At 65.5% G+C, this 22,490-nt stretch carries 18 protein-coding genes; 16 read left to right on the top strand and 2 right to left on the bottom strand.

The features are described 5' to 3' along the window. Positions 1 to 72: 72 nt before the first annotated feature. Complete coding sequence (locus AC6LJY_RS13435; RefSeq protein ID WP_332607788.1) at positions 73 to 318, top strand: AbrB/MazE/SpoVT family DNA-binding domain-containing protein; 246 nt, start codon at positions 73 to 75, stop codon at positions 316 to 318. After that, complete coding sequence (locus AC6LJY_RS13440; protein WP_498136149.1) at positions 315 to 710, top strand: type II toxin-antitoxin system VapC family toxin; 396 nt, start codon at positions 315 to 317, stop codon at positions 708 to 710. The genes AC6LJY_RS13435 and AC6LJY_RS13440 overlap by 4 nt, the downstream gene beginning before the upstream one ends. 62 nt (positions 711 to 772) lie before the next feature. Here the strand turns inward: AC6LJY_RS13440 and AC6LJY_RS13445 are convergent, their stop codons facing one another. Further along, the gene (locus tag AC6LJY_RS13445) at positions 773 to 1,405 is read right to left on the bottom strand and encodes a hypothetical protein (RefSeq protein WP_498136150.1); all 633 of its coding nucleotides are present in this window, start codon (positions 1,403 to 1,405) and stop codon (positions 773 to 775) included. A 328-nt stretch (positions 1,406 to 1,733) separates the two neighbouring features. Here AC6LJY_RS13445 and AC6LJY_RS13450 point away from each other — a divergent pair, with 328 nt between their 5' ends. The 6 genes from AC6LJY_RS13450 (at position 1,734) to AC6LJY_RS13475 (ending at position 10,518) form a co-directional block, all read left to right on the top strand. Continuing rightward, positions 1,734 to 2,447 (top strand): gluconate 2-dehydrogenase subunit 3 family protein, encoded by a 714-nt coding sequence (locus AC6LJY_RS13450; RefSeq protein WP_046805883.1) that lies wholly within the window; start codon positions 1,734 to 1,736, stop codon positions 2,445 to 2,447. Positions 2,448 to 2,453: 6 nt separating this feature from the next. After that, entirely contained in the window at positions 2,454 to 4,229 is a 1,776-nt protein-coding gene (locus tag AC6LJY_RS13455) for a GMC family oxidoreductase (RefSeq protein ID WP_046805884.1), read from the top strand. Between the two features lie 12 nt (positions 4,230 to 4,241). Then, on the top strand, positions 4,242 to 5,558 hold the full coding sequence (locus AC6LJY_RS13460; protein WP_314363750.1) for a c-type cytochrome: 1,317 nt from the start codon (positions 4,242 to 4,244) through the stop codon (positions 5,556 to 5,558). Between the two features lie 222 nt (positions 5,559 to 5,780). After that, positions 5,781 to 6,368: a P-loop nucleotide/nucleoside kinase family protein gene (locus tag AC6LJY_RS13465; protein ID WP_498136151.1), complete on the top strand. Its 588-nt coding sequence runs from the start codon at positions 5,781 to 5,783 to the stop codon at positions 6,366 to 6,368. Between the two features lie 83 nt (positions 6,369 to 6,451). Continuing rightward, positions 6,452 to 8,251 (top strand): VRR-NUC domain-containing protein, encoded by a 1,800-nt coding sequence (locus AC6LJY_RS13470; protein ID WP_498136152.1) that lies wholly within the window; start codon positions 6,452 to 6,454, stop codon positions 8,249 to 8,251. Beyond that, entirely contained in the window at positions 8,248 to 10,518 is a 2,271-nt protein-coding gene (locus tag AC6LJY_RS13475; protein WP_498136153.1) for an ATP-dependent DNA helicase, read from the top strand. The genes AC6LJY_RS13470 and AC6LJY_RS13475 overlap by 4 nt, the downstream gene beginning before the upstream one ends. Here the strand turns inward: AC6LJY_RS13475 and AC6LJY_RS13480 are convergent. Continuing rightward, a complete protein-coding gene (locus AC6LJY_RS13480) occupies positions 10,496 to 12,031 on the bottom strand; it encodes an MFS transporter (protein ID WP_498136154.1) in 1,536 nt (511 codons plus the stop codon). The two genes, AC6LJY_RS13475 and AC6LJY_RS13480, sit on opposite strands and share 23 nt — an antisense overlap. Before the next feature lie 114 nt (positions 12,032 to 12,145). Between AC6LJY_RS13480 and AC6LJY_RS13485 the strand changes: the two genes are divergently transcribed. The 8 genes from AC6LJY_RS13485 to AC6LJY_RS13520 all read left to right on the top strand — a co-directional run bounded on the left by AC6LJY_RS13485 (position 12,146) and on the right by AC6LJY_RS13520 (position 22,464). After that, positions 12,146 to 13,030 (top strand): LysR family transcriptional regulator, encoded by an 885-nt coding sequence (locus AC6LJY_RS13485; protein WP_498136155.1) that lies wholly within the window; start codon positions 12,146 to 12,148, stop codon positions 13,028 to 13,030. 102 nt (positions 13,031 to 13,132) lie between these two features. Next, positions 13,133 to 14,614 (top strand): amidase, encoded by a 1,482-nt coding sequence (locus tag AC6LJY_RS13490; protein ID WP_498136156.1) that lies wholly within the window; start codon positions 13,133 to 13,135, stop codon positions 14,612 to 14,614. A 303-nt stretch (positions 14,615 to 14,917) separates the two neighbouring features. Continuing rightward, positions 14,918 to 16,531 carry a methyl-accepting chemotaxis protein gene (locus AC6LJY_RS13495; protein WP_314363761.1) on the top strand — a complete coding sequence of 538 codons (1,614 nt, stop codon included), beginning with the start codon at positions 14,918 to 14,920 and terminating at the stop codon, positions 16,529 to 16,531. A gap of 7 nt (positions 16,532 to 16,538) precedes the next feature. After that, positions 16,539 to 17,072, top strand: coding sequence for a chemotaxis protein CheW (locus AC6LJY_RS13500; RefSeq protein WP_498136157.1), 534 nt, complete (start codon positions 16,539 to 16,541; stop codon positions 17,070 to 17,072). Then, positions 17,069 to 18,460 carry a CheR family methyltransferase gene (locus tag AC6LJY_RS13505; protein ID WP_498136158.1) on the top strand — a complete coding sequence of 464 codons (1,392 nt, stop codon included), beginning with the start codon at positions 17,069 to 17,071 and terminating at the stop codon, positions 18,458 to 18,460. Before AC6LJY_RS13500 ends, AC6LJY_RS13505 begins: the two co-directional genes overlap by 4 nt. After that, positions 18,453 to 19,139 (top strand): chemotaxis protein CheW, encoded by a 687-nt coding sequence (locus AC6LJY_RS13510; protein WP_498136159.1) that lies wholly within the window; start codon positions 18,453 to 18,455, stop codon positions 19,137 to 19,139. The genes AC6LJY_RS13505 and AC6LJY_RS13510 overlap by 8 nt, the downstream gene beginning before the upstream one ends. Beyond that, the gene (locus AC6LJY_RS13515) at positions 19,136 to 21,457 is read left to right on the top strand and encodes a hybrid sensor histidine kinase/response regulator (protein WP_498136160.1); all 2,322 of its coding nucleotides are present in this window, start codon (positions 19,136 to 19,138) and stop codon (positions 21,455 to 21,457) included. The genes AC6LJY_RS13510 and AC6LJY_RS13515 overlap by 4 nt, the downstream gene beginning before the upstream one ends. Next, positions 21,454 to 22,464, top strand: a complete 1,011-nt coding sequence (locus AC6LJY_RS13520; protein WP_498136161.1) for a chemotaxis response regulator protein-glutamate methylesterase — start codon at positions 21,454 to 21,456, stop codon at positions 22,462 to 22,464. Before AC6LJY_RS13515 ends, AC6LJY_RS13520 begins: the two co-directional genes overlap by 4 nt. Positions 22,465 to 22,490 lie beyond the last annotated feature (26 nt).

A 22,490-nucleotide genomic window follows, 5' to 3' on the forward strand; every position in this document is an offset into this window, starting at 1 on the left:
AATCCGATGGCGCGGCCTTGCGCAAGCGCGTGCCTTACATTATGGTAAGGCGCACTTCCAAGGAGCTAGCCAATGCCTTCCGCCACCGTGACCTCCAAGGGCCAGATCACTATTCCGGTCGATGTACGGAACCGTCTGGGCTTGTCGACTGGCGACAGAATCGAGTTTGTTCTCAACGAGGCAAGCGGCCGTTACGAAATGGTGCCGGCAACGTACTCGGTTACGGCGCTCAAAGGCATCATCGCGAAACCACGCAAACCCGTCACGATTGAAGAGATGAACGACGCGATCGCCGAGCAGGGCAAGTCAGCGCGATGATCGGCCTGGATACCAATGTGCTGGTGCGCTACTTCGCGCAGGATGCTCCGGTGCAGACGCGGAAAGCAAATGCCCTGATCGAATCTTTGACGGCCGAGCAACCCGGTTTCGTCACCTTGGTGGCTCTAGTCGAAACGGTATGGGTGCTTGGTCGGGCCTACGATGTGCCGCGCTCTTCCATTGTGGAGGTCGTCGAAACCCTGCTTCGCACGAAGGAAATTCATGTCGAGGCGGCCGAGACGGTATGGAAGGCAGTGCGTTTGTACGCCGCCTCCACAGCGGATTTTGCCGATTGTCTGATCGAGCGCACCGGACACGAGGCGCTGTGTGAATACACGGCGACGTTTGACGTGAAGGCGGCAAAAGCCAGCGGCATGCGTCTGATCAAATAGTCCGTGCGGGATGCATTGGCGGACGCAAAGCACTCGTGTCGTGTCGCGCGACGGCAATCGCCCTAAAACACATTCAACGCCCGCGCCACCCAAAGCGCCAAGCCCACGGCGATGCCGATTAAAAGCGCGCGCCGCAGGCCGCCGCTTTTGGGCACGGCGCCGGGGGACGCGGCGGGGTCCATCTCGACGCGCGCGCCCTGCGCGGCGGCAGTGCTTGGGGGCCTGCCGGTTTCAGCGGCGTGGGGCGCGTCAGCCACCGGCGCAGACGTTGCCGCTATCGCACCCGCGCCATCACCGTCCGTCTCAATCGTGAACGCAGGTTTGCCAGTGCGCGCAACGTGATCACCAGGCATATCTTCAGTCTGCACCCCGGCATTTTTCAGCATGTCCCACAGACCTTTCATGCCTTCGCCGTCGCGTAGCGCCTCGATGCGTTCGCGGGTGGCGCGCGGGACTTCGTCCAGGCTGTCGTAGTGCCGGCCGTTGACGGTGACCGCGCCGTTGTCGATGTCGACCTTGAAGGCTTCGCCGTTTTCCGTGCCGGCGTAGCTCCATTTTTCTTGAACGCTGACGCTGCCCGGCGCGCCGCCCAACAGTTCTTCGATGCTTGCCTGCTGCTCGGGCGTCAAGTTCGTTGTGGAACTCCAGCTGCGCGTTGTCGTCGAACTTTTCCAGATCTTGGTCTTGTCGTTCATGCCTGCCATCCGTGGTGTTCCATGCGCGGAATATACAGAATCCGTTCACCCAGTTGTCAGAAAAGCCCGCAATTTCGGACTTCTTACTTTGTCCTTAAAGCAAAAGACTTTTCCATGTCAAGAATTTTGATCTGATCCGCTCCAATGAGCAGATCAGATGCCTGAATAGGCGCATAATGCAGCACCTTCTCTTGCGTCCCCCATGAAGAGAAGGTTCAGCTTGTTTCTGTAAGTACAGAGCGTGTTGTCACTAGCTCGGCAGTTCGTGTTTCCAGGGTTCATGTTCGGTAGCGCGCTAGGACAACTTGGAAAATTCACGGAGATGTCTATGACAGATGATGCAAAGCCGCGTCGTCGGTTTCTTCAGGCGTTGGCTATCGTGCCGGCGTCGACATTGGCGGTAGGTGCACTGACCACCGGCTGTACCAACGCTGCGGACACCAAGACCGCCGCGCCCGCCAAGCCCTACGAGCCCACCTATTTCACCAAGCCCGAATGGGACTTCATCGTTGCCGCGGTGGATCACCTGATCCCCGCCGACCAATACGGTCCTGGCGCGATTGAAGCCGGTGTGCCCGAATTCATCGACCGTCAAATGGAAACGCCGTTCGGCCACGGCAAGCTCTGGTACATGCAGGGCCCGTTCCACACCGACCAGGTGCCTGAACTGGGCTATCAGCTGAACCAAAACCCGCGCGAGGTCTATCGCCACGGCATCGAAGCCTGCAATGCCTGGTGCGTGAAAACGCACGGCAAGGTGTATGCCGAGCTGGACAAGGCCTTGCAGGAACAGATCCTGAAAGACCTGCAAGGCAACAAGATCAAGCTGGAAACCGTTCCCGCGTCGACCTTCTTCAGCTTCCTGCTTTCCAACACCAAAGAAGGCTTCTTTGCCGACCCGATCTACGGCGGCAACAAGAACATGGTGGGCTGGAAGATGGTGGGCTTTCCCGGCGCGCGCGCCGACTACATGGACTGGGCCGACCAGCCCAACGTCAAGTACCCCTATGGCCCCGTGTCGATTTCTGGGGAAAAGGGGTAATCAATCATGGCAATCAAGAAAGACAAAGTTGATGCGGTCCTGGTCGGGTTCGGCTGGACCGGCGCGATCCTGGGCCAAGAGCTGACCGAAGCCGGCCTGCACGTGCTGGCGCTGGAACGCGGCGGCATGCAGGACACCCCCAAGGACGCCGAATACCCCAAGGTGATCGACGAGCTGGCCTATTCGGTGCGCGGCAAGCTGTTCCAGGACCTGTCGAAAGAAACCGTGACCATCCGCCACGGCGTGGATGACGTAGCCGTGCCGTATCGGCAAAATGGTTCGTTCCTGCTGGGCACTGGCGTGGGCGGCGCGGGCTTCCACTGGAACGGCATGCACTACCGCGTGCTGCCCGAAGAACTGGAACTGCGCACGCGCTACGAAACGCGCTATGGCAAGAACTTCATCCCGGAAGGCATGACCATCCAGGACTTCGGCGTGACCTACGACGAACTGGAACCGTACTTCTCCAAGTTCGAATACGTGTGCGGCACGTCGGGCAAGGCCGGCAACCTGAACGGCAAGATCGTGGAAGGCGGCAATCCGCTGGAAGGCAAGCGCAGCAAGGAATTTCCGCTGCCCCCGCTCACCACCACCTACGGCGCGCAGTTGTTTGAAAAGGCCGCGCGCGAAGTGGGCTTCAACCCGTATCCCGCGCCTGCCGCCAACGCGTCCGGCCCATACACCAACCCGTACGGCGTGCGCCTGGGTCCGTGTAATTTTTGCGGCTTCTGCGAAAACTACGGCTGCTACATGTATTCCAAGGCATCGCCGCAGACGACGATTCTGCCGGTGCTGCTGAAGAAGACCAACTTCGAACTGCGCACGCATTCGCAAGTCATCAAGGTCAATCTGGATTCGACCGGCAAGAAGGCCATCGGCGTGACGTATATCGACGCCCAGGGCCAAGAGATCGACCAGCCGGCCGACCTGGTGATCCTGTCGGCGTATCAAATGCACAACGTGCGTTTGCTGCTGCTGTCGGGTATCGGCAAGCCGTATGACCCCAAGACCAACGAAGGCGTGGTCGGCAAGAACTACGCCTACCAGATGAACGGCGCGGTCAACGTGCTGCTGCCCAAGGGCACGCAACTGAACCCCTTCGTGGGCACGGGCGCGGGCGGCGTCGGCATGGACGACCTGAACGGCGACCAATTCGATCACGGCCCGCTGGGTTTCGTGGGTGGCGCCAGCATCCGCCACGTGCGTTACGGCGGTCGTCCGATCAAGCAGACACCCACCACGCCGGGCACGCCGTCGTGGGGCACGGCCTGGAAGGCTGGGGTGCAAGACGCGTACCAGCGCTTCATGACGATCGGCATCTCGGGCTCGGTGATGTCGTACCGCGACGCCTATCTGTCGCTGGACCCGACGTACAAGGACGCCTTCGGCCAACCGCTGCTGCGCATGACGTTCGACTGGCACGACAACGAATTCGACATGCTGGGCTACATGGGCAAGCGCATGGAAACCGTAGCCAAGGCCATGAATCCGGAAAAGCATTTCGTGGCGGTACGCAAGAAGGGCGCGCGCTATGACACGCGTGTCTACCAAAGCACGCACAACACGGGCGGCGCGATCATGGGCTCGAACCCCAAGGAAAGCGTGGTCAACAAGTACCTGCAAAGCTGGGATGTGCCGAACGTGTTCGTGATGGGGGCCTGCGTGTTCCCGCAGAACATGGGCTACAACCCGACCGGGCTGGTGGGCGCCTTGGCCTATTGGGCCGCGCAGGCGATCCGCGATCAGTACTTGAAGAACCCCGGCCCGCTGGTCCAGGCATAAGGAGACGGAACAATGTTCAAGCAAACCATTGTTGCGGCCTTCTCGGCCCTGGTCGCCAGCGCCGCTTTCGCGGCGGACGGCACGCCGGCCTCGAACGACGCGCAGATGATCAAGCAGGGCGAATACCTGTCGCGCGCCGGCGATTGCATTGCCTGCCACACGGCTGGGGGCGGCAAGCCCTTTGCCGGCGGCCTGGGCATTGAATCGCCGCTTGGCACGATCTATTCGACCAACATCACGCCCGACAAAGAAACCGGCATCGGCAACTACACGTACGAGGACTTCGACCAGGCCGTGCGCCACGGCAAGGCCAAGGACGGCCATTCGCTGTATCCGGCCATGCCTTACACCGCGTACGCCAAGGTCACGCCCGAGGATGTGAAGGCGCTGTACGCGTACTTCATGCACGGGGTCGAGCCGGTCAAGCAGGAAAACAAGGACACGGATATTTCGTGGCCCATGTCGATGCGTTGGCCGCTGACGGTGTGGCGCTGGATGTTTGCGCCGGATGTCGTGAACGGCCCGGCCGCCAGCGACTTGAAGGGCGCGGACCGCGCGGCACTGCTGCGCGGCCAGTACCTGGTTGAAGGCCTGGGCCATTGCAGCACCTGCCACACCCCGCGCGGTTTTGCCTTGCAGGAAAAGGCGCTGAGCGACGCGGACGGCTCGGCCTTCCTGTCGGGCGGCGTGGTCGAAGGCTGGCTGGCCAAGAACCTGCGCGGCGACATGGTCGACGGCCTGGGCAGCTGGACCAAGGAAGACATTGCCGTCTTCCTGAAGTCCGGGCGCAACGGCCATTCGGCCGCGTTCGGCGGCATGGCACAGGTGGTGCAGGACAGCACGCAGCACCTGACCGATGACGACCTGAACGCCATCGCCGTGTATCTGAAGAGCTTGCCGCCGGTGAACAAGGACGCCGCCGCCAAGCCCCTGGCCTATGACGAGACCGTGGCGCAAGCGCTGCGTACCGGCAAGGACAAGGGCGACGGCGCCATGGCCTTCCTGAACAACTGCGCGGCCTGCCATCGCAGCACGGGCAAGGGCTACACGGAAACGTTCCCGCAGTTGGCGCTGAGCTCGACGGTGAATTCGGCGGACCCCACGTCGCTGATCCACATCGTGCTCAAGGGCGCGCAGATGCCGGGCACGACGGCGGCCCCGACCGCCTACGCCATGCCGGGCTTTGACTGGCGCATGACCGACAAGGAAGTAGCCGACGTGGTGACCTTTGTGCGCTCCAGCTGGGGCAACAAGGGCGCGGCGGTCAGCGCGGCCGACGTAGCCAAGGTCCGCAAGGACGTCGGCGCGGCAGCGCAGCCGGCGCGCTAGGGCAGTGTGGGAAGTGGCCGCTTGTCGGAGCGGCCATTGACAACAAAGCGCGCCAGGCGCACTGTTGTGCCCATGCGCCAAACTTTGAACGCGTTCGCCGTGATTATTAGCCGCCTTGTCACCAAGGTGGGTTAGCGCGCATCGGTACATCGCCACAAAAACCCGCCAACCGGCGGGTTTTTTGTTGGCTCGCCAGGCATGGATTCCCCAGGAGAGCCTTGCATGACACCGCCGTCCCCGACCCAAACCCCCGCCCAAACCCCTGCCCAACCCCAGGCCGAAGCCCAAGCTCAAACCGAAGCTCAGGCCCGAAGCCCGTCCTTCGCGCCTGCCACCCTGCATTTTCTGTGCGGCAAGATTGCCGCCGGCAAGTCCACCCTGGCCGCGCAGCTTGCCGCGCAACCCCATACGGTGCTGATCAGCGAAGATGCGTGGCTGGCGGCTTTGTATCCCGGCGAGATCCTGGGCATCGCGGATTACGCCCGCTGCGCGGATAGGCTGCGCAACGGCATGGGCGGCCACATGGCGGCATTGGTGGGGGCAGGGGTGTCGGTAGTGCTGGACTTTCCGGCCAATACGCTGGCGGGCCGGCAATGGCTGCTGGACGTGGCGCGGCAAGCGGGCTGCCCGCATCAGTTGCACTACTTGCGGGCGTCGGATGCGCTGTGCAAAGCGCGGTTGCGCGCGCGCAACGCGTCCGGTACGCATGCATTTTCCACATCGGATGCGCAGTACGACGCCATCACCGCCTATTTTGTCGAGCCCGGTCCGCAGGAAGGGCTGACCATCGTGACGCACGCGCAAGGCTGAGAACCGACGCAAGAATGTCCCGGTGCAACGCCGGGCCGCCTGCTATGATTACTGGATAAAACCCCAGCTATCCGGCCCGGCCGATGTTTCCCCCGCACCGCTACTACTATCTGCACAATTTCCTCTGCGCCCTGGCGTGGGTCGGCGAGCGCTACGCCGACCTGCTGGACGCCGACGAACGCCGTTTCCTGGCAGACTTCCACGCCTTGCCGCAAGCCTCGCAGGCGTTGATGGCGCGCATGCTGATGCGCCGTGGGCCTTGGTTTCGGGCCAGCCGGCTGGTATACGAGGAAATCGGCAACGCCGTCGATGCCGCCGGGCCGCTTGCCGCGCTGGGCTGGCTGGATGCCGCAGCGCCGATGACGCTGGATGAATTGTTCGATCTGCATACCAAGCCCGAGCTTTGCCGGCTGTTTTTCGGCGCAAGTTCGGGCTCAAAGTCGGGCTCAAATCCGGAATCAAATCCGGGAACAAAGCCGGGAACAAATCCGGGAACAAATCCGGGATCAAATCCGGAATCGAATCCGGGCTCAAATTCGGAATCAAATTGCGGCCCAAGCACAGGCCCGCATCACTTCGCCAGCCTCAGACCCACCGCGCGCAAAGCCGATCTGCTGATCGCGCTGCGTGCCGTGCACGCCGCGCCCCGGCCTTACTCCGAATGGAACCCCGTTGCGCAAGAACCCGTCTGGCGCGTCATGGTCGGCGACTTGTGCGAACGCTTGCGCCTGATGTTCTTCGGCAATCTGCACCAGGACTGGTCGGAATTCGTATTGGCTGACCTGGGCGTCTTCCAGTATGAAACCGTACCGTTTGATGCCTCGTCCCGCGCGTTCCAGACGCGGGCGGACGTAGACGCTTATTTGGCGTTGCACGCCTGCCGGACGGCCTTGGAAGAAGGCGCGAACATGCCCGACCTGCTGGCTCGAGTACACGGCTGTGTCAGCCAGAACCCCTGGCTGGAAAAGCGCCGCGCCAAGGTGCTGCTGCGCATCGGGCAGGCATGTGAACGCGCCCGCGATTGGCCCACGGCGCAAGCCGCCTATGAGCAATGCGCGTACCCCGGCGCGCGCCATCGCCGCATCCGCGTGCACGAGCGCATGGCGCGGTATGACCAGGCGCTGACCCTGGCGCTGCAAGCGCGCGACGCACCGGAAAGCGAAGAAGAAAGCCAGCGCGTGGCGCGCATGTTGCCGCGCCTGTATCGGGCGGTGGGGCAGGGCCGGCCGGCCCGCCCACCCGTCCATGCCGTGCCGCGCACCGATCTGACGCTGCAACGGCCGCCGACGCCGGCTTCGGTTGAATTCATCACGCGCGACCACCTGCATCAAGACGACGCGCCCGTGCACTACGTGGAAAACGCGCTGCTTAATTCCCTGTTCGGCCTGCTGTGCTGGCCCGCCGTGTTCGCGCCGTTGCCGGGCGCGTTCTTTCATCCGTTTCAACGCGGCCCGGCCGACCTGGACGCGCCTGATTTTTACCAGCGCCGCCAAGACCTGTTCGCCGACTGCCTGGCGCAACTGGACACGCCCGAATATCGCGACGTGATCTTGCAGCGCTACGCCGATAAAGCTGGCGTGCAATCGCCGTTTGTGTTCTGGGGCGCCTTGTCCGAAACCTTACTGACGCTGGCGCTGGATTGCCTGCCCCCCGCGCACCTGAAGCTGGTTTTCACGCGCCTGCTGCGCGACGTCAAGACCAACCGATCCGGCTTGCCGGACCTGATCCGCTTTTGGCCCGCCCAGCGCCGTTATGAGCTCATCGAAGTGAAAGGCCCGGGCGACAAGCTGCAAGACAACCAGATTCGGTGGTTGCAATACTGCGTGTCGCACGGCATGCCGGTGCGCGTATGCCACGTCAGCTGGCAGGAGGGCGCGGCATGAGCTATGCCGTGGCGGTGCGCGCGCTGTGCGAATTCACGGCGCGGGCCGGCGACCTGGACCTGCGCTTTACCCCCGCGCCGACCGGCCTGGAGGGTATGGCCGGGCACGCGGTGGTGACGGGGCGGCGCGGCCCACAGTACGAGACCGAGGTGCCTTTGTCCGGCCAGCACGAGGGCCTGCTGGTGCGCGGGCGCGCCGATGGTTTTGACCCGGTCTTGAACCAGCTTGAAGAGGTCAAGACGTATCGCGGCCAGTTGGACAGCGTGCGCGACAACCACCGCGCGGTGCACTGGGCGCAGGCGCGGGTCTATGGGCATCTGCTGTGTGAATCGCGCGGGCTGGAGCAGGTGCGCGTGGCGCTGGTGTACTTCAACGTGGTTACCGAAGAAGAAACGGTGCTGACCGAAACGCATGACGCCGCCGCGTTGCGCGCGTTCTTCCAGGAACAGTGCAACCGTTTCCTGGCCTGGGCCAAGACCGAACTGGCGCATCGGCAGGCCCGCGACGCGGCGCTGGAAAAACTGGCGTTTCCCCATGGCGAATTCCGTGCCGGGCAGCGCGACCTGGCCGTGGCCGTGTACCGCACCGCGCGCGACGGTCGTTGCCTGATGGCGCAGGCGCCCACCGGTATCGGCAAGACGCTGGGCACGATTTTTCCGTTGCTCAAAGCCAGCCCCGGCACCGGCCTGGACAAGATTTTCTTCCTGGCGGCCAAGGGCTCGGGCAGGGCGCTGGCCGTTCAAGCGCTGGACACCATCAACGCGCAACCCGCCGCGCCCGGCCTGCGCGTGCTGGATCTGCAAGCGCGCGACAAGACCTGCGAGCATCCGGATTTGGCGTGCCACGGGGATTCCTGCCCCTTGGCGCAAGGCTTCTATGACCGCCTGCCACAAGCGCGCGAGGCGGCGGTGCAGCACGCACGGCTGGATGCGCCCACGGTGCGAGCCGTTGCCCGGGATCACCACGTTTGTCCGTATTACCTGTCGCAAGAGCTGATCCGCTGGAGCGATGTGGTGGTGGGCGACTACAACTATTACTACGACGCGTCGGCCATGTTGTACGCCATGACGCAGGCCTATCAATGGAAAGTGGCGGTGCTGGTGGACGAGGCGCACAACCTGGTCGACCGGGCACGTCGCATGTACACGGGCGAGCTGGATCAGGCGTCGCTGTCGGCGGCGCGTTATGCCGCGCCCAAGGAATTGAAAAAGCCGCTGGATGGCTTGCAGCGGTCCTGGAATGCGCTGAACAAGAAGCAGGCGGAACGCTATCAGGCTTACGACGCGGTGGCGGCCGGTGTGCTGTCGGCCGTGCAGAAAGCAGTGGGCGCCATCATGGAATACATGGGCCAAACCCCCTTGCCGCAAGACGACCCGGTGTTGACCTTCTACTTCCAGGCGCTGCAATTCATGCGACTGGCGGAACAATTCGGTTCGCACGCTTTGTTCGACGTGACGCTGTCTGACGTGGGCGTGGCCAGCGCCAAGACCCGGCCATCCACCTTGTGCGTGCGCAACGTGATACCCGCCCCGTATCTGGCGGCGCGCTACGCCGCGGCGCATGCCACCGTGCTGTTTTCCGGCACGTTAAGCCCGCAGCAGTTCTATCGCGACACGCTGGGCTTGCCGCGCGACACGCCCTGGATCGACGTGGCCGCGCCGTTCCAGGCCGAACAGTTGGCGGTGCGGGTGGTGGGCAACGTGTCCACCCGCTATCGCGACCGCGAGCGCTCGCTGGCGCCCATCGTCGACCTGATCGCCACACAGTACGCCGAACGACCGGGCAATTACCTGGGCTTTCTCAGCAGTTTTGACTACTTGCGGCAGGTGTCCGACCTGATGCGCGAGCGCCATCCTGCCGTGCCGATCTGGTTGCAGACGCCCGGCATGGACGAAGCGGGCCGGGCGGCCTTCCTGGCGCGCTTCACCGAAACGGGGCAGGGCGTGGGTTTTGCGGTGCTGGGCGGCGCGTTCTCGGAAGGGGTGGACCTGCCGGGCAAGCGGCTGGTCGGCGCATTCATCGCCACGCTGGGCTTGCCCCAGGTCAACCCCGTGAACGAAAACATGAAGCGGGCAATGGACCAGCGCTACGGCGAGGAAAACGGCTACGACTACACCTACCTGTATCCCGGGATGCAAAAGGTGGTGCAGGCGGCCGGCCGCGTTATCCGCACCGAAAACGATGTGGGCACGGTCCACCTGATCGACGACCGCTACCGCCGCGCGAAGGTGCGCGGCCTGCTGCCTAGCTGGTGGCGGGTGGACTGAGCGGCGCGGCAACCGGATCACGACGGCCCAGCAGCAGCGTTATCGCCAGCGCGGTCAGCACCGCGATGACGGCCAGGGCATGCAAAACGTGGCGAAACGCGTTGTCATAGGCGTGATGCAGCAGCGGCAGGGCAGTGGTCAGGGATGCCGGCAGCCGCGCCGCCGCGTCGTCCAACTGCCCCAGCGCCGCGCGGTTGGCGGCCGCGGCCAAGGCCTGCGCCTCGGGCATCGCCGCCGTCAACTGCGTCTGGATCAGCAACGCCAGCAGCGCGCTGACCACGGCGATGGCCACGCCGTCGGCCGACACGCGCACCGTATTGAAAATGCCGGTCGCCATGCCGACGTTGCGGGCGTCGACCACGCTGACCGCCATTGCGTCCATCAAACCCCACGGCAAACCGATGCCACACCCGATCAACAGCATCGGCATCCAGAGCGCCGCCGTGCCGGTGTCCAGGATGCCGGCCAGCCACACCAAACCCGCCGCCACCGCCAACAACCCCAGGGCCGACAGCACGCCCGGTCGGAACCAGCGTGTCAGCAACGCGGCCACGAAAGGCACGACGAGCAAAGGCGCGGCCAGGCCGATCATCAGTTGCCCCGCTTGCAGCGCGCTATGGCCGTCGATGCCGATAAAGCGGCCGGGCAGCAGCGCGACCAGCACAATGAACAGGAACGCGGGGGACGCCGCCAGCACCTGCACGCCGACAAAGCGCGGGCTGCGGAACAGGCGCAAGTCCAGCATGGGTCGAGCCACCCGCCGTTCAATCCGCACGAAGGCCACGGCCAGCAGCACGGACGCCAGTAGCGCGCCCAGGACGTGCGTGTCCGTCCAGCCCGCTTCGGGCGCCAGCAGGATGCCGTAGGTGAACAGCCCCAGCGCGCCGGTAAAACTGATGGCGCCCGGCCAGTCGAGACGGCCTTGCACGGCGCGCGCCGTGGGACGCACGCTGACGGCGACCATGGCGGCGCCCAACACGCCCACCGCACCGGTAGCCAGGAACACCCACTGCCAACCGGCGGCGTCCACCATCCAGCCGGCGGCCAGCGGCCCGAACGACAGGCCCACGCCAAACGTGGTGCCCAGCAGGCTGAACGCGCGGGTGCGCGCCACGCCGTGGAAAAGCGGCGCCAGCGACGACATGGCGGCGGCGAAAGCGGCCGCGCCACCCACGCCCTGCAACAGGCGCAGCAAGTTGATCCAGCCCGTTGTCGGCACGAAGGCAATGGCGAAGGTCGTGACGCAAAAGCCCACCAGGCCCAGCAGCCATACGCGTCGCGGCCCGTACAGGTCGGTCAGGCTGCCCGACACCATGATGACGCTGCCGTACGCCAGGATGTAGCCGTTCAAGATCCAATTCAGTTGCACGGGCGTGCCGCCCAGGTCGTGACTGATGGACGGCAGCACCACGGCGGGGCCGGTAAAGCACAGCGGAATCAACAATGCGGTCAGACAGGCCGACAGCAATTGCAGCCAGCGGCGGTAAGGGGGTAAATGGTCGTGGGTGGGCATGGAACGCGCCAGGGAAAACGAAAGGACGGCCAGCTTAGGGCGCGATGCATAAAAGAAAAATAGGCTAGGATTCCCGACATTCCGGACATTGATGTCCGTATTGGAGTGCGTGAAATGGATAGCCTTAGCGGCATAGGGGTGTTTGTGCTGGTGGCGCAGGCGGGCAGCTTTGCCGAGGCAGGGCGCGCGCTGGGGGTGTCGCCGTCGGCGGTGGGCAAGAGCATCGCGCGAATGGAAGCGCGCCTGAAGGTGCGCCTGTTTCATCGCAGCACACGCCAACTGGCGCTGACGCCGGAAGGTGAGAAATTTCTGGATCGCTGCCGCCGCATCCTGGCCGAGGTCGAAGCGGCGGAGCTGGAACTTTCCGCCGCCTCGGACGCGCCGCAGGGCAAGCTGCGCGTGAGCCTGCCCCGCTACAGCGGCCTGTTTGACGCCGCCGTGGCCAGCTTCATGCGGCAATACCCGCTTGTGGAGCTGGACCTGGACTTCACCGACCGCATGGTCGACGTCATAGGCGAAGGCTACGACGCCGTGGTCCGCACCGGCGAGATGGAAGACTCAGGCCTGAAGCGCCGCCGCCTGGGCCCGTTCCGCCGGGTGCTGGCGGCTTCGCCCGACTATCTGCGTCAGCACGGCACGCCCAAGCGCGCCGCCGATCTGCTGGGCCACGCCTGCCTGCATTACCGCTATCCCGCCACGGGCCGCCTGGAAAAATGGCCGTTCAAGCTGGGGCCGGATGCGCAGGCGCCCGAGCTGCCGTTGACGCTGGTGTGCAACAGCGTGGAAATGCGGATTGCGCTTGCCGTGGGCGGGCATGGCATTGCCTGCCTGCCGGACTTTACGATCCGCCGCGAGCTGGCGGCGGGGCAGTTGCACGTGGTGATGGAAGACCGCACGCGCGGCGGCGGCACGATGTGGGCGTTGTGGCCCGCCAGCCGTCAGGCGTCGCCCAAGCTGCGCGTGTTCATCGACCACCTGGCGCAGCATTTGTTTCCGTAGTGGCGCTGGCCTGCGCCCGCCCAGGTTGCGTAGTATGTCGCCTGGGCGCACTGGCACTGCCCGCCAGTGTGACAACCATCACGATCATCCGGAGCCTCTCGCATGCCACTCGCCACGCCGGCCGACGCCGCCAGCCTGAACCCCATCGTCGCCATGTCGGCGCATGCCTTGTCGGACGCGATCCGGCGCCGCGAGCTCTCCTGTGTCGAGGTCATGCGCGCCTATCTGGCGCATATCGACAAGGTCAATCCCAAGGTCAATGCCATCGTCGCGCGCCGCGATGCCGATGAACTGCTGCGCGAGGCCGCTGAACGCGATGCGCAGCTGGATGCCGGCCAGTGGCTGGGCTGGATGCACGGCATGCCCCAGGCGCCCAAGGACCTGACCGCCGTGCGCGGCATGGTCACGTCGATGGGCTCGCTGGTCTACAAAGACCAGGTTACGCAGCACGATTCGATCATCGTCGAACGCATGCGGGCGGCGGGCGCCATCTTCATCGGCCGCACCAACGTGCCGGAATTCGGGCTGGGCTCGCACACGTACAACCCGGTCTATGGCACCACGGGCAACCCCTACAACCCCACCAAGACGGCCGGCGGCAGCAGCGGCGGCGCGGCGGCAGCGCTGGCCGCGCGCATGCTGCCGGTGGCCGACGGCAGCGACTTTGGCGGCTCGCTGCGCAACCCCGCGGCGTTCTGCAACGTGTACGGCATGCGGCCGTCGGCGGGGCGCGTGCCGTTTGGGCCGTCACCCGAAGTGTTCTTGAAGCAGCTGTCCTACGAAGGCCCCATGGGTCGCACCCCGCGCGACGTTGCAATGCTGCTGTCCGTTCTGGCTGGCTATGACAAGCGTTCGCCCTTGTCCTTGCGTGACGATCCCGCGCAGTTCACTGCCGCGCTGGATGCGGATATGCGCGGCAAGCGCGTGGGGTGGTTGAGCGACTGGAAGGGCTATCTGCCGATGGAGCCGGGCATTCTTGACGTGTGCGCGCAGGGCCTGGCCACGCTGGACACCGCGGGCTGCGACGTGGTCGATTACGACGTGCCGTTCGCCGGCGACCGGCTGTGGCGCATGTGGTTGACGCATCGCCACCTGATGGTGGGCGGGCAGTTCCAGGCGTTGGTGCAGGACCCGGCCACGCGCAAACTGGTCAAGCCAGCGCTGATCTGGGAAGTGGAAGGCTTGGACGGCATGACGGCGCTGGATGTCTATCAGGCCACGCAGGAACGCAGCGCGTGGTACCAGACGGTGCTGCGCATGTTCGAAGACGTGGACTTTCTGGCGGTGCCGTCCGCGCAGGTGTTTCCCTTTGACGCCACGCTGGATTGGCCCAAGCACATCGACGGGCGCGCCATGGACACCTATCACCGCTGGATGGAAACCGTCACGCCGTGGACGCTGGCCGGCTGCCCGGTCATCAGCGTGCCGGTGGGCTTCAGCCCTGACGGCCTGCCGATGGGCATGCAGTTGATCGGGCCGCCGCAAGCGGACCTGGACGTGTTGCGCTTGGCCCAGGCGTACGACCAGGCCTGCGATTGGGTTGCCGCGTATCCGCCTGCTGCCCTGTGGTCCGCGTCGACGTAGGCGCGGGAACTTCCGATCGGCCGGTCGGCCGATCGGCCCCGGCCCCGTGCGCCCGTGCCGCCATAGGGGCCTGACCGGGCGCACGCCGCGCCTCAACCGGGCTACGCACCGTCATCCAGAAAAGACAAGCTTTGTAAGCGATCTTTGCTTTTTTCTGACGAATGCCCCATTTTTGCGGGGATTTCCCTAGTTTTTCATGGCTGGGTGGACCGGGCTTTGCAATAATCAGCCAAATTCCCCACATCCTGTCATGGGTGCAGGGGCGGGCGTTGTCGTGTGGCACCACCACAAAGGTCTTCCAGTATGAATAATCTGACTCTTCGCCAGCGCATCTTGGCCAGCTTCATGGTGATCCTGGCCATCATGGCCTTGATGGTGGTGGTGGATTACCGGCGCCTGCTGCACATCGAAGACGAAGTGGTGATGATCAACACCGATGCCGTGCCGGGCATTTACTACAGCACGTCGATCCGGGCGTCGTGGTTCGCGGGCTTTGTCGTGGTGCAGGACGCCTTTAACAGCGACACCGAGCAAGAGCGCCGCGACACGCTGGAAACACTGCCCAAGAACGATCAGCAACTGCAAGAAAACGTCGATTTCTACCGCCGCACAATTGCGCGCGACGACGACCGCGCGATGTTCGCGGAGTTTGAAAAAGACTTGCAGGAATACAAGCGCATCCGCGCCGACATCCTGGCGGCGACGGCCGATCCGCTTGTATCGCGCATGCGGGTCAAGAACGAACTGCGGCCTGCTTTCTACAAAGGGCGCGACATCCTGGCCAAGATGGTGGCCGAAAACAAGAAGCAGGCCGATGACGCCGCCGTCAGCATCAAGTCCGCCGTGGATTCGGCCGAGGTCGGCATGCTGGTGTCGCTGGCGTTTGCCATCGCGGCGGCGCTGGTGTGCGGCTTCTTGCTGATGCGCGCCATCGCCAACCCCATGCGCGACATCGTCAAGACGCTGGAATTGACCGGCGGGGGTGACCTGACCCGCCGCCTGTCGCTGGCCCGCAAAGATGAATTCAACGCCATCGAAACCGGCTTCAACGGCATGGTCGATGAGCTGACCGGCCTGGTGGGCAAGACGCAGCGCTCGGCCGTGCAGGTCGCGACCTCGGTCACGGAAATCGCCGCCACCTCCAAGCAGCAGCAAGCCACGGCATCCGAAGTGGCGGCCACCACGACCGAGATCGGCGCAACCTCGCGCGAAATCTCGGCGACCTCGCGCGAATTGGTGCGCACCATGACGGAAGTGTCTAGCGCGGCCGAGCAGACGGCGTCGCTGGCGGGCAGCGGGCAGGTGGGCCTGGCGCGCATGGAAGACACGATGCGCAACGTGGTGGGCGCCGCGGGTTCGGTCAACGCCAAGCTGGCCATCCTGAACGAGAAGGCCGGCAATATCACGCAGGTGGTCACGACGATCACGAAAGTGGCGGACCAGACGAATCTGCTTTCCCTGAACGCGGCGATTGAAGCCGAGAAGGCCGGCGAATACGGCCGTGGCTTTGTGGTGGTGGCCACCGAGATCCGCCGTCTGGCCGACCAGACCGCCGTGGCCACCTACGATATCGAACAGATGGTGCGCGAGATCCAGTCGTCGGTGTCGGCCGGTGTGATGGGCATGGACAAGTTCTCGGAAGAAGTGCGCCGGGGCATGGCCGACATGCAACAGGTGGGCGATCAGCTGTCGCAGATCATCCAGCAGGTGCAGACGCTGGCGCCGCGCGTGCAGATGGTCAACGAAGGCATGCAGGCGCAGGCCACGGGCGCCGAGCAGATCAACCAGGCCTTGCAGCAATTGAGCGATGCGGCCCAGCAAACGGTGGAATCGCTGCGACAGTCCAGCCTGGCCATCGAAGAACTGACGCTGGTGGCCAACGACCTGCGCAGCGGCGTGTCGCGCTTCAAGATCTGATTCTTCCATGCTGGAAACTGCGTCCTTGCCCAAGCCCAGCGTCGCCGTCGCCGCCAACGCGGCGGCCAGGCGGCTGTATCTGCTGTTCCGCATCGGCGGCGACCGCTATGCGCTGGACGCGGGAGATGTGATCGAGGTGCTGGGCCTGCGCGTCTTCAAGCAAGTGCCGGGCGCCCCGTCGTGGGTGGCGGGCTTGTTGCAATGGCGCGGCGCGGCGGTGCCCGCCATCGACATGAGCGCGCTGGCCGGCCACGCCGACGCGGCGCGCGTGACCAGCACCCGCCTGGCGCTGGTGCGCTATCGGGCAGCCGGGGCGGCGGCCGAGCATGTGCTGGGCCTGATCCTGGAACAGGCCACCGAAACCGTGCATTACGACCCCGCCGCGTTCCAGCCGTTTGCGCTGGATAACGCCAATGCGCGCTACCTGGGGCCCGTGCTGAACGACGGGCAGGGCATGGTGCAGGCGGTGGGCGTGAACGAACTGCTGCCGCCACCCGTGCGCGCGATGCTGTACCCGGCGGACCGGGAGATCACGCCATGATGCTGGTCGACGAATTCAGCGCCTTGCTCAAACGCAAGATGGGGCTGGATAGCGGCTCCATCGGCAAGGCCGCCGTTGAACGCGCCGTGCGCCACCGGATGGGCGCGGCGGGCGTGGCCGACGAACACGATTACCTGACGCGCCTGCATACCACGCCGGCCGAGATGCAGCAGCTGATCGAAGCCGTGATCGTGCCCGAGACCTGGTTCTTTCGGTATCCGGAATCGCAGACGGCGATGGCCGCGCTGGCGCGTGAACGCCTGTTCGCGGCGGGCGCGCCCGATGACCGCGTGCTGCGCGTGTTGAGCATGCCGTGTTCCAGCGGCGAAGAACCGTATTCCATTGCCATGGCCTTGCTGGACGCGGGGGTGCCCGCTGCGCGTTTCCAGATCGATGCCGTGGACATCAGCGAACGCATGGTCCAGTTTGCGCAACGCGCCGTGTATGGCCGCAACTCGTTTCGCGGCGACGACCTGGCGTACCGCGACCGCCACTTTGCCGAGACGGCCGACGGCCATCAACTATCCGCGCAGGTGCGGGAACGCGTGTGCTTTCGGCAGGGCAACGTGTTCGACAGCCAGTTGCTGCTGGGCACGTCGCCGTATGACTTCGTGTTCTGCCGCAACCTGCTGATCTATTTCGACGGGCCGACTCAGGAGCGCGCGGTGCAGGTGCTGCGGCGCTTCACGCGCGCCGACGGCGTCATCTTCGTGGGTCCGGCTGAAACCAGCTTGCTGACCGCGCGCCGCCTGCCGTCGGTGGCAATGGCGCGCTCGTTCGCCTTCCGTAATCAAGCCATGCCGCCCCAAGCCGATATGCCCGCGGCGTCCCGGCCGATCGTGCACGCGTGGACGCCGCCCCGACGGCCGGTGGCGCAGGTCCCGACCGGACACCTGCCGGTGCCGCATGCGGCGAATCCGCCCGGTTCGGCGGCCTCGCCGATGCGCGCGCCCGTGGCCGGCCCGACCGGGACGTCCGGGTCGACGTCCGGGTCGACGTCGAGGGCGACAAACGCCGCTAGCTGGCAGGCATCGCCCGGCGCGGCGACCAGCGCATCCCCCAGCCCATCCCCCAGCGCCGACGCTTCCCTGCGCCAGATCGCCGTGCTGGCCGACCGGGGCCGCGTGCAGGACGCGCTGGCGCAGTGCCGCGCGCATATCGACATCCACGGCGTCAGCGCCGACGCGCTGCATCTGCTGGGCCTGTTGCAGGACGCGGCGGGCGACTCGCGCGAGGCGCAGGCGTCCTACCGCAAGGCGCTGTACCTGGACCCCACCCACCGCGAGGCGCTGCTGCACCTGGCCGCGCTGATCGCGTCGGCGGGCGATATCGAAGGCGCGCGCCGCCTGCAAGCGCGCGCGGCGCGACAGGAGGCCAGACGTGGTTGAACCCATCGCGCTGCTGTCCGACGTGGACGACTGCTGGAACCGCATCGGCATCCGGGGCGACAAAACCTGCCCGCAATTGCCCGAGCACGTGCATTGCCGCAATTGCCCCGTCTACGCCGCCGCCGCCAAACGCATCCTGGACCGCCTGCCGCCGCAGATGGACGCCATTGATGGTGATTCGTCAGATGGCGACCACGACAAGCCCCGTGAAGACGTTCGGATGTCTTCGCTGCTGGTCTTCCGGCTGGGCCGTGAATGGCTGGGCCTGCCGACGCGCGCGCTGGACGAAGTGGCCGGCACGCGTGGCATCCTGGCGCTGCCCCATCGCCGCGACCCGGCAGTGTTGGGCGTGACCAACGTGCGCGGCACCTTGACCGTCTGCGTGTCGCTGGCGCGTTTGTTGGGGCTGGACATGACGCCGGCCCCGCTGGATGTGCGCGAACGCTCGGGCGCCGCGCGCATGTTGATCTTCGGCGGCGCGGGCCGGGCCGTGGTGTTGCCGGTGGACGAGGTGGAAGGGATACACGCCGTCGACCTGGACCGGCTGGAACCGCTGCCGTCCACGGTGCAGGGCGCGGGCCTGAAATATTCGCGCGGCGTGCAGCGTTGCGGCAGCCGCAGCGTGGGCGTGCTGGACGAAACCCAGTTGATGCAAGCTTTGGAACGGAGTCTGGCGTGAACCCGGACGACATGCGCGACGCCTCGCTGCTTGAGCTGTTTCAGCTTGAGACCCGCACCCAGGTGCAGGTATTGAACAACGGCCTGTTGGCGCTGGAACACGACCCCACCTCGGCGGCGCAGCTGGAAGCCTGCATGCGAGCGGCGCATTCGCTGAAAGGGGCCGCGCGCATCGTGGACCTGCACCCGGCCGTCCGCATCGCGCACGCCATGGAAGATTGCCTGGTGGCCGCGCAGGAAGGGCGGCTGCGCTTGCAGGCAGACGATATCGACGCCTTGCTGCTGGGCACCGATTTGTTGCAGCGGGTCGCTACGCCGGGCGCGGAGCTGGGCGGTGAAATCGACGAGGTGGTGGTGCGCCTGAGCAGCGCGCCCAACGCGCCGCCGGCCGTGCCGCCGCGCGCGCCCCGGCCGTCGGATTTCCTGCCGCCCATCAAGCGCATCGAGGACGAGCCGCTGACGGCAACGCCGCCGAGGTCGCCCGATCCGATGCCCTTGGGCGTGCCGGGTTCGCCCGCATCGCCCACCCCGGCGCCGGTGCGCCGCAGTTCCGACCAAGGGCTCTCCGAAGGCGAACGCGTGCTGCGCGTCACGGCCGACACGCTGAACAAATTGCTGGGCCTGTCCAGCGAAACGCTGGTGGAATCGCATTGGGTCGGGCCGTTTGGCGCGTCCATGTTGCGGCTGCGGCGCATGCAGGCGGGCGCCGCGCAAGCGCTGGACGGCGTGCGCAGCGCCCTGGCCGGACAGCAGCTGGACGCGCGCGCCCAGGCGGCGCTGGACGAGGCGCAGCGCATCGTGGACCAATGCCAGCAGGAACTAATTCAACGCACCAATGAAGTGGATGAGTTCGGCTGGCGCATGAGCCATCTGGCGCAGCGCTTGTACGACACCGCGCTGACGTGCCGCATGCGCCCGTTTGCCGACGGCGTGGGCGGCATGGCGCGCATGGTGCGCGACCTGGGCCGATCGCTGGGCAAGCAGGTGCGGCTGGAAATAGACGGCGACGCCACGCAGGTGGACCGCGACATCCTGGAAAAACTGGACGCGCCGCTGATGCACCTGCTGCGCAACGCCGTGGATCATGGCATTGAAATGCCGATGGACCGCATGGACGTCGGCAAGCCGCCCGAAGGCTTGATCCGGCTGTCGGCGCGCCATTCGGCCGGCATGCTGGTGATTGAACTGAGCGATGACGGCTCCGGCATTTCGCTGGATCGGCTACGCGTTGAAGTCGTGCAGCGCAAGTTGACCACGGCGGAAACGGCCGCCCGTCTAAGCGAAGCCGAGCTGCTGGAATTTCTGTTTCTGTCCGGCTTCAGCACGCGCGGCGAAGTCACTGAAATTTCAGGACGCGGCGTGGGGCTGGACGTGGTCCAGACCATGGTGCGCCAGCTGCGCGGCGCCGTGCGTGTGCACCAGACGACCGGGCAGGGCACGCGTTTCGTGCTGGAAATGCCGCTGTCCCTATCGGTGGTGCGCAGCCTGCTGGTCGAGGTGCAAGGCGACATCTATGCGTTTCCGCTGGCCTATGTCAGCCATGCCTTGCAGGTGCGCTCGCAAGAGATCGAGCAGCTGGAAGGGCACCAGCACTTTCGCTTCATGGGCCGGCAGGTTGGCCTGGTGTCCGCGCGGCAGATCCTGCGGGGCGGCGAGCCCGCGCCCTCGGCCGAGTCCATGGCCGTGGTGGTCGTGGGCGACCACGACAAGCGGTACGGCATCGCCGTTGACCGCTACGTCGGCGAGCGCACGCTGGTGGTGCAAGCGCTGGACCCCCGGCTGGGCAAAGTGCAGGACGTGATGGCGGGTGCCTTGATGGACGACGGCACGCCGCTATTGATCCTGGACGTGGAAGACATGCTGCTGTCGGTACAAAAGCTGATCGAAGGCGGGCGGCTGGCGCGGGTGGACGGCGGTGGCCCCATCGCCCAGGAGCGGCGCCGCAAGCGCGTGCTGGTGGTGGACGATTCCCTGACCGTGCGCGAGCTGGAACGCAAGCTGCTGGTGAACCGGGGCTTCGACGTGGCCGTGGCGGTGGACGGCATGGATGGCTGGAACATGCTGCGCGGCGAGGATTTCGACCTGGTCGTGACCGATGTGGACATGCCGCGCATGGACGGCATCGAACTGGTGTCGCGCATCAAGGCCGACCCCAAGCTGCAGGGCTTGCCGGTGATGGTGGTGTCGTATAAGGATCGCGAAGAAGACAGGCGGCGCGGGCTGGACGCCGGCGCTGATTACTATCTGGCCAAGGGCAGCTTCCACGATGACGCGCTGTTGGACGCCGTCGAGGACTTGATCGGGAAGGCACTGACGTGAGAATCGGCATCGTCAACGATATGCAGATGGCGGTTGAAACCCTGCGCCGCGCCATCGCGCTGGAACCGGGGCTGGAAGTGGCGTGGGTGGCGTCAAACGGCGAAGAAGCCGTGGCGCAATGCGCGCGCGACCGGCCCGACGTGGTCTTGATGGACCTCATCATGCCCGTCATGGACGGGGTAGAGGCCACCCGCCGCATCATGGCGGAAACGCCGTGCGCCATCGTGGTGGTGACGGTGGACGTCGCCCGCCATACGGCGCGGGTGTTCGACGCCATGGGCCACGGCGCGCTGGACGCGGTGGACACGCCGGTGGTCAGCGGCGGCGACATGCGTGCCGCCGCCGCGCCCTTGCTGCGCAAGATTCGCAACATCGGCTGGCTGATCGGGCGCTATGGCAACCGGCCCACGCTGACGCCCGTGCCCAAATCAGCGGCGCGTGCCGACGCACAACGCCTGCTGGTGATCGGCGCGTCGGCGGGCGGCCCGGCCACGTTGGCCCAGCTGCTAGGCGACCTGCCGCTGGATTTTGCCGCCGGCATCGTACTGGTGCAGCACGTGGATGCCTCGTTCGCGGCAGGCATGGCGGACTGGCTGAACGACCAGGTGCAACTGCCCGTCAGGCTGGTGCGCGAGGGCGAACGGCCGGTGCCCGGCCAGATCTTGCTGGCGGGCACGGACGACCATCTGCATCTGCTGCCCGACGGCACGTTGCGCTACACGCAAGACCCAAAAGAAAGCCTGTATCGGCCTTCCATTGACGTGTTCTTTCACAGCGTGGCGCAGCATTGGCGCGGCACGGCGGTTGGCGTGCTGCTGACCGGCATGGGCCAGGACGGCGCGCGTGGCTTGAAGGCCATGCGCGAGCGGGGCTGCCTGACCATCGCGCAAGACCAAGCCACCAGTGCCGTCTACGGCATGCCCAAGGCGGCCGCCGCCATGCAGGCCGCGGTGGAAATCAAACCACTGGACCAGATCGCGCCGCGCTTGATTCAGGCCTTGGCCTAAGCGCTCGATCCCGTTCGACATCAAGG

The sequence above is a fragment of the Achromobacter sp. RT286_PF genome (genome assembly GCF_059760425.1).

What these genes read in the sequence shown, in the direction of transcription:
- AC6LJY_RS13435 (WP_332607788.1), top strand. Translation starts at nt 73, where the DNA reads ATGCCTTCCGCCACCGTGACCTCCAAGGGCCAGATCACTATTCCGGTC.
- AC6LJY_RS13440 (WP_498136149.1), top strand. Translation starts at nt 315, where the DNA reads ATGATCGGCCTGGATACCAATGTGCTGGTGCGCTACTTCGCGCAGGAT.
- AC6LJY_RS13445 (WP_498136150.1), bottom strand. Translation starts at nt 1,405, where the DNA reads ATGAACGACAAGACCAAGATCTGGAAAAGTTCGACGACAACGCGCAGC.
- AC6LJY_RS13450 (WP_046805883.1), top strand. Translation starts at nt 1,734, where the DNA reads ATGACAGATGATGCAAAGCCGCGTCGTCGGTTTCTTCAGGCGTTGGCT.
- AC6LJY_RS13455 (WP_046805884.1), top strand. Translation starts at nt 2,454, where the DNA reads ATGGCAATCAAGAAAGACAAAGTTGATGCGGTCCTGGTCGGGTTCGGC.
- AC6LJY_RS13460 (WP_314363750.1), top strand. Translation starts at nt 4,242, where the DNA reads ATGTTCAAGCAAACCATTGTTGCGGCCTTCTCGGCCCTGGTCGCCAGC.
- AC6LJY_RS13465 (WP_498136151.1), top strand. Translation starts at nt 5,781, where the DNA reads ATGACACCGCCGTCCCCGACCCAAACCCCCGCCCAAACCCCTGCCCAA.
- AC6LJY_RS13470 (WP_498136152.1), top strand. Translation starts at nt 6,452, where the DNA reads ATGTTTCCCCCGCACCGCTACTACTATCTGCACAATTTCCTCTGCGCC.
- AC6LJY_RS13475 (WP_498136153.1), top strand. Translation starts at nt 8,248, where the DNA reads ATGAGCTATGCCGTGGCGGTGCGCGCGCTGTGCGAATTCACGGCGCGG.
- AC6LJY_RS13480 (WP_498136154.1), bottom strand. Translation starts at nt 12,031, where the DNA reads ATGCCCACCCACGACCATTTACCCCCTTACCGCCGCTGGCTGCAATTG.
- AC6LJY_RS13485 (WP_498136155.1), top strand. Translation starts at nt 12,146, where the DNA reads ATGGATAGCCTTAGCGGCATAGGGGTGTTTGTGCTGGTGGCGCAGGCG.
- AC6LJY_RS13490 (WP_498136156.1), top strand. Translation starts at nt 13,133, where the DNA reads ATGCCACTCGCCACGCCGGCCGACGCCGCCAGCCTGAACCCCATCGTC.
- AC6LJY_RS13495 (WP_314363761.1), top strand. Translation starts at nt 14,918, where the DNA reads ATGAATAATCTGACTCTTCGCCAGCGCATCTTGGCCAGCTTCATGGTG.
- AC6LJY_RS13500 (WP_498136157.1), top strand. Translation starts at nt 16,539, where the DNA reads ATGCTGGAAACTGCGTCCTTGCCCAAGCCCAGCGTCGCCGTCGCCGCC.
- AC6LJY_RS13505 (WP_498136158.1), top strand. Translation starts at nt 17,069, where the DNA reads ATGATGCTGGTCGACGAATTCAGCGCCTTGCTCAAACGCAAGATGGGG.